4 protein-coding genes are annotated in these 6,435 nt (G+C 74.8%); 2 read left to right on the top strand and 2 right to left on the bottom strand.

The annotated features are described in order from the left end of the window. Positions 1-114: 114 nt before the first annotated feature. Positions 115-2,607 (bottom strand): DEAD/DEAH box helicase, encoded by a 2,493-nt coding sequence (locus ACH5AR_RS04545; protein ID WP_396299978.1) that lies wholly within the window; start codon positions 2,605-2,607, stop codon positions 115-117. A gap of 342 nt (positions 2,608-2,949) precedes the next feature. Between ACH5AR_RS04545 and ACH5AR_RS04550 the strand changes: the two genes are divergently transcribed. Next, positions 2,950-4,146, top strand: a complete 1,197-nt coding sequence (locus tag ACH5AR_RS04550) for an 8-amino-7-oxononanoate synthase (RefSeq protein ID WP_396299892.1) — start codon at positions 2,950-2,952, stop codon at positions 4,144-4,146. A gap of 20 nt (positions 4,147-4,166) precedes the next feature. Here ACH5AR_RS04550 and ligD read toward each other — a convergent pair whose 3' ends face one another. Further along, positions 4,167-5,174, bottom strand: a complete 1,008-nt coding sequence (gene ligD / locus ACH5AR_RS04555) for a non-homologous end-joining DNA ligase (RefSeq protein ID WP_396299893.1) — start codon at positions 5,172-5,174, stop codon at positions 4,167-4,169. 66 nt (positions 5,175-5,240) lie between these two features. Between ligD and ACH5AR_RS04560 the strand changes: the two genes are divergently transcribed. Then, a complete protein-coding gene (locus ACH5AR_RS04560; RefSeq protein ID WP_396299894.1) occupies positions 5,241-6,302 on the top strand; it encodes an ATP-dependent DNA ligase in 1,062 nt (353 codons plus the stop codon). The last annotated feature ends 133 nt before the right edge of the window (positions 6,303-6,435 follow it).

The raw sequence follows: 6,435 nt of genomic DNA on the forward strand, positions 1-6,435 counted from the left end.
GTGGGCGGCCCGCGGGGGGGGGCGGCCGGGGGGGGGGGGCGGGGGGGGGGGGGGGCGCCCCCCCCCCCCGGGGGGGGCGGGGGGGGGGGCCCCCCCCCCCCCCCCGGCCGGGGCTCAGCCGCCGAGCCGGTCCACCGCCGTCACCCGCACCACCGCCCGGCCCTCCTCGTCCGAGCCGTACAGGTCGACCTCGGCGCTGATGCCCCAGTCGTGGTCGCCCTCCGGGTCGTCGAAGATCTGCCGGACCCGCCAGGCGGAGTCCTCCTCCTCGATGATCAGCATCTTCGGGCCGCGCGCGTCCGGGCCGGTGCCGAGGTCGTCGTACTCGTCCCAGTACCCGTCCATGGCGTCCGCCCAGCGGTCCGCGTCCCAGCCGTACTCGCCGTCCAGCTCGCCGAGCTCGTCCCAGTGCTCCAGCGCGCACAGCTCGACCCGGCGGAACATCTCGTTGCGCACCAGGACGCGGAAGGCGCGGGCGTTCGCGGTGACCGGCGCCGGCCTGTCGTCCAGGCTCACCTCGGCGGCCTGCGGTTCGGTCGGGTTGGCCAGCTGCTCCCACTCGTCCAGCAGGCTGGAGTCGACCTGGCGGACCAGCTCGCCGAGCCAGGCGATGACGTCCTTGAGGTCGTCGGTCTTCACGTCCTCGGGGACGGTCTGCTCCAGCGCCTTGAACGCGCTCGCCAGGTAGCGCAGCACGATGCCCTCGGTGCGGGCCAGCTCGTAGAAGCCGACGTAGTCCGAGAAGGTCATCGCCCGCTCGTACAGGTCGCGGACCACCGACTTCGGCTGGAGCCGGTGGTCGCCGATCCACGGGTGCGCCCGGCGGTACACCTCGTAGGCGTGGGTGAGCAGTTCCTCCAGCGGCTTCGGGTAGGTGATCTCCTGGAGCCGCTCCATCCGCTCCTCGTACTCGATGCCGTCCCGCTTCATCTCGCCGACGGCCTCGCCGCGCGCCTTGTTCTGCTGGGCGGCGAGGATCTGGCGCGGGTCGTCCAGCGTCGCCTCGACGACGGAGACGACGTCCAGCGCGAACGAGGGCGAGGTCGGGTCGAGCAGGTCGAAGGAGGCCAGCGCGAAGGTGGACAGCGGCTGGTTGAGCGCGAAGTTCTCCTGGAGGTCCAGGGTGAGCCGGACGATCCGGCCCTCGGCGTCCGGCTCCGGGAGCCGCTCGACCACGCCGCCCTCCAGCAGCGAGCGGTAGATGGCGATCGCGGTGCGGATGTGCCGGCGCTGGGCGGCCCGGTCCTCGTGGTTGTCGGTCAGCAGCTTGCGCATCGCCTCGAAGGCGTTGCCCGGGCGGCCGATCACCGACAGCAGCATCGCGTGGCTCACCTTGAACCGGGAGACCAGCGGCTCCGGGTCCGCGGCGATCAGCTTCTCGAAGGTCTCCTCGGTCCAGCCGACGAAGCCCTCCGGGGCCTTCTTCCGGACCACCTTGCGCTTCTTCTTCGGGTCGTCCCCGGCCTTGGCGATCGCCTTGTCGTTCTCGATCACGTGCTCGGGGGCCTGCGCCACCACCTGGCCGACGGTGTCGAAGCCGGCCCGCCCGGCCCGGCCGGCGATCTGGTGGAACTCGCGGGCGCGCAGGATGCGCACGCGCTGCCCGTCGTACTTGGACAGGGCGGTGAACAGCACCGTGCGGATCGGCACGTTGACGCCGACCCCGAGGGTGTCGGTGCCGCAGATGACCTTCAACAGGCCCGCCTGGGCGAGGCGTTCGACCAGCCGGCGGTACTTCGGCAGCATGCCCGCGTGGTGCACGCCGATGCCGTGGCGCACGTAGCGGGACAGGTTGCGGCCGAACTTGGTGGTGAAGCGGAAGCCGCCGATCAGGTCGGCGATGGCCTCCTTCTCCGCCTTCGAGCACATGTTGATGCTCATCAGCGACTGGGCCCGCTCCACCGCCTCCTTCTGGGTGAAGTGCACGACGTAGACCGGCGCCTGGCCGGTCTGCAGCAGCTCCTCCAGGGTGTCGTGCAGCGAGGTGCGGCGGTACTCGTAGAACAGCGGCACCGGGCGGGTCGCGTTGCGCACCACCGTGGTCGGACGGCCGGTGCGGCGGGTCAGGTCCTCCTCGAAGCGGCGGACGTCGCCGAGCGTCGCGGACATCAGCAGGAACTGCGCCTGCGGCAGCTCCAGCAGCGGGATCTGCCAGGCCCAGCCGCGGTCCGGCTCGGCATAGAAGTGGAACTCGTCCATGACCACCTGGCCGATGTCGGCCCGGGCGCCGTCGCGCAGCGCGATCTGGGCGAGCACCTCGGCGGTGCAGCAGATGATCGGCGCGGTGGGGTTCACCGAGGCGTCGCCGGTCATCATGCCGACCTGCTCGGTGCCGAACATCTTCACCAGGTCGAAGAACTTCTCCGAGACCAGCGCCTTGATCGGGGCGGTGTAGAAGGTCCGCTGCCCCTCCGCCAGCGCGGCGAAGTGCGCCCCCGCCGCCACCAGGCTCTTGCCCGAGCCGGTCGGCGTCGCCAGGATCACGTTGTTCCCCGACACCAGCTCGATCAGCGCCTCCTCCTGCGCCGGGTACAGCGTGATCCCCCGCTCCTCCGCCCAGGCTGCGAACGTCTCGTACAGCGCGTCGGGGGTGGCGGGCTTCGGCATCAGATCAAGGAGGGTCACCCGGCTATCTTGCCTGCTCGCCGCCACCCCGGGCAAAGGCCGGGGGCGCCATGGCGCCCGGGGCGGCTCCCAGGACGGGACGCGCGGGGCGGTGGCGGCCGGCGTCACGGTGTCGCGACACTCGTACGCGGCCGCGGCGGCCCTGCCGGTCCTGAGGGCGATGTCCGCGTACGCCTGGTGGGCCCTGCCGAGGGAGGCCCCGTCGACGACGTCCCCGGAGACCAGCACGCCGAAGGACCTCGGCGGGGGCGACGCCGGTGTCCTGTTCCTCCTGTGCCGATCCGCACATTGCCCGGCATCCGGCGACGTGCCAGAGTGCCGACCATGAACCACCCGCTCGCGGCCGATCCGCGCACCACCGCCCCCGCCCCGGCGCACGTCTTCGACTGGCTCGACGAGACGGCCGCGCTGCGGGCCGAGGCCGGGCTCACGCGGACGCTGCGCAGCCGGGCGGCGGACGATGCGGTGCTGGACCTCGCCGGGAACGACTACCTGGGGCTGACCAGGCACCCGGTGGTCGTCCGGGCGGCGGCGGACGCGGCGCTGCGCTGGGGCGGCGGTTCCACCGGCTCGCGGCTGGTGACGGGCACGACCGCGCTGCACACCGAACTGGAGGAGGAGCTGGCCGAGTTCTGCGGGGTGGAGGCCGCGCTGGTGTTCTCCTCCGGGTACACGGCCAACCTCGCGGCGCTGACCGCCCTCACCGACCCGGACACCCTGATCGTCTCCGACGCCTACAACCACGCCTCGCTGATCGACGGCTGTCGGCTCTCCCGCGCCGACGTCCACCGGGCCCCGCACGCCGATCCGGCGGCGGTGGCCGAGGTGCTCGCCGGGCGTTCGCAGCCGCGGGCGCTGGTGGTCACCGACTCGGTGTTCTCGGTGGACGGCGACGCCGCCCCGCTGCCCGAGCTGTCGCACGCCGTCCGCGCGCACGGCGCCGGCCTGCTGGTGGACGACGCGCACGGGCTCGGCGTGCTCGGCCCCGGCGGCACCGGGGCGCTCGCCGCCGCCGGGCTCGCCGGGCAGCCGGACACCGTGGCCACCGCCACCCTCTCCAAGTCCCTCGGCGCGCAGGGCGGCGCCGTCCTCGGCCCGCGCCGGGTGATCCGGCACCTGACCGAGACGGCCCGCACCTTCATCTTCGACACCGGCCTCGCCCCGGCCGCCGCCGGTGCCGCCCTCGCCGCGCTGCGCCTGCTGCGCGCCGAGCCGGCCCGCGCCGAGCGCGCCCGCGAGGTCGCCCGCACCCTGGCCCGGCAGCTCGCCGCCGCCGGGCTGCGGGCCTGCGAGCCGCAGGCCGCGGTGGTCTCGGTGCGCGCCCCGGGCCCGGAGGCCGCCCTCGCCTGGGCCGCCGACTGCCGCCGCGCGGGCCTCGCCGTCGGGTGCTTCCGCCCGCCCTCCGTCCCGGACGGCGTCTCCCGGCTGCGGCTGACCGCCCGGGGGGACCTGACGGACGGTCAGATCGCAGAGGCCGTCCGGACCGTCACCGCCCTGGCTCCGGCCGGCGCCCGGGGCTGAGCCCCCCCCGGGGCGGGCGGTTACGTCCTCTTCGCCCGGCTCGGCTGGACCCGGGGCGGCTCGCCCTTCGCCTTCGGGTGGTCCGGCGGGTACGGGAGCTCGCCGAGGCCCTCGTCGCGCAGCTGCCTGGCGTACAGCTCCAGCAGGGGCTCCAGGCGGAACGCCTCGCCGTCCATCCCGGCGTTCAGGTCCCCGAGTTCGGCGAAGCGGGCGGGCAGGGTGCGCAGGTCGAAGTCCTCGGGCACGACGTCGTCCAGCTCCTCCCAGCGCAGCGGTGCGGAGGCGGTGGCCCGGGGGCGGGCGCGCAGCGAGTAGGCGGAGGCGATGGTGCGGTCGCGGGCCATCTGGTTGTAGTCGACGAAGATCCGCTCGCCGCGCTCCTCCTTCCACCACGCGGTGGTGACCTTCCCGGGCATCCGCTGCTCCAGCAGGCGACCGAGCGCGATCACCGCGTGCCGCCCGTCGGTGAAGGTCCACTCGGGCACCAGCGGCACGTAGACGTGCAGGCCGCGCCCGCCGGAGCTCTTGGGCCAGCCGCGCAGCCCGTACTCCGCCAGCAGGGCACGCAGCTCGTGGGCGGCGCGGACGGCGTCGCGGAAGTCGGTGCCGGGCTGCGGGTCGAGGTCGATCCGCAGCTCGTCCACGTGGTCGGGGTCGGAGCGCCGCACCGGCCACGGGTGGAAGGTGAGGCAGCCCAGGTTGGCCGCCCAGAGCACGGCGGCCGGCTCGGCGGGGCAGATCTCGTCGGCGGAGCGGCCGCTGGGGAACTCGATCCGGGCGGTGGGCAGCCACTCCGGCAGGCCCTTGGGCGCGCGCTTCTGGTAGAAGAACTCGCCGTCCACCCCGTCCGGGAAGCGCTGCAGGGTGGTGGGCCGGTCGCGCAGCCCGCGCAGCACCCCGTCGGCGACGGCCAGGTAGTACTGCGCGACGTCCAGCTTGGTGAAGCCGCGCTCGGGGTAGTACACCTTGTCCGGGTTCGACAGCCGGACGGTCCGCCCGGCGACATCCAGTTCCACGGCTGAGCCCATGCCCCTCACGCTAAGCGCAGGGCGCCCGGCGCGCGCCCCGGAGCGAACCGGGTGACGATCGGAGGCATGGACCTGCCCGTGATGCCGCCGGTGGCGCCGATGCTCGCCAAGTCGGTGGCCAGGATCCCGCCCGGGATGCAGTACGAGGCCAAGTGGGACGGCTTCCGCTCGATCGTGTTCCGCGACGGCGACGAGGTGGAGCTCGGCAGCCGCACCGGCAAGCCGCTGACCAGGTACTTCCCCGAGCTGGTCGAGGCGTTCCGCCGTGAGCTGCCGCCGCGCTGCGTACTGGACGGCGAGGTGGTGATCGCCCGGGACGGCCGGCTGCGCTTCGAGGAGCTGCTGGAGCGCATCCACCCCGCCGCGAGCCGGGTGAAGCTGCTCGCCGAGCGGACGCCGGCCTCCTTCGTCGCCTTCGACCTGCTCGCCCTCGGGGACGACGCGCTGCTGGACGAGCCGCTGTCGGTGCGCCGCCCGGCGCTGGAGGCGGCCCTCGCCGGTGCCGCCGACCCGGTGTTCACCGCACCCGCCGCCACCGACCTCGACGTCGCCCGGGCCTGGTTCGACGAGTACGAGGGCGCCGGGCTGGACGGGGTGGTCGCCAAGCCGCTGGACCAGCCGTACCGGCCGGGGGAGCGGACCATGTACAAGATCAAGCACGAGCGCACCGCCGACTGCGTGGTGGCCGGCTACCGCGAGCACAAGAGCGGCCCGGTGGTCGGCTCGCTGCTGCTCGGCATCTTCGACGGGGACGGCCGGCTCCAGCACGTCGGCGTCTGCGCCGCCTTCCCGATGGCCCGCCGCCGCGAACTCGCCGAGGAACTGGCCCCCCTGCGGGTGGACGACCTCTCCCGCCACCCCTGGGGCGGCTGGGCGGACGAGGCCGCGCACGCCGAGGGCCGGCTGCCCGGCGCGGTCAGCCGCTGGACGGGCGGCAAGGACCTGTCCTGGATCGCGCTGCGCCCGGAGCGGGTGGTCGAGGTCGCGTACGACCACATGGAGGGCACCCGGTTCCGGCACACCGCGCAGTTCCGCCGCTGGCGCCCGGACCGCACGCCGGAGAGCTGCACCTACGCGCAGCTGGAGGAGCCGGTCTCCTACGACCTCGGCCGGGTGCTGGGGATCTGACGGCGCGGCACGGCCGGGGCGCGGGGCGGGGGGGGCGCCCCCCCCGGGGGGGGGGGCGGGGGGGGGGGGGGGGGGGGGGGGGGGGGCGGCGGCGCCCCGGCGGGCGGGCCCGCTCCGCCCCGCGCACGCCGCG

Origin of the sequence: Kitasatospora sp. NPDC018619, assembly GCF_044391605.1 — a bacterium.
Taxonomy (GTDB): domain Bacteria; phylum Actinomycetota; class Actinomycetes; order Streptomycetales; family Streptomycetaceae; genus Kitasatospora.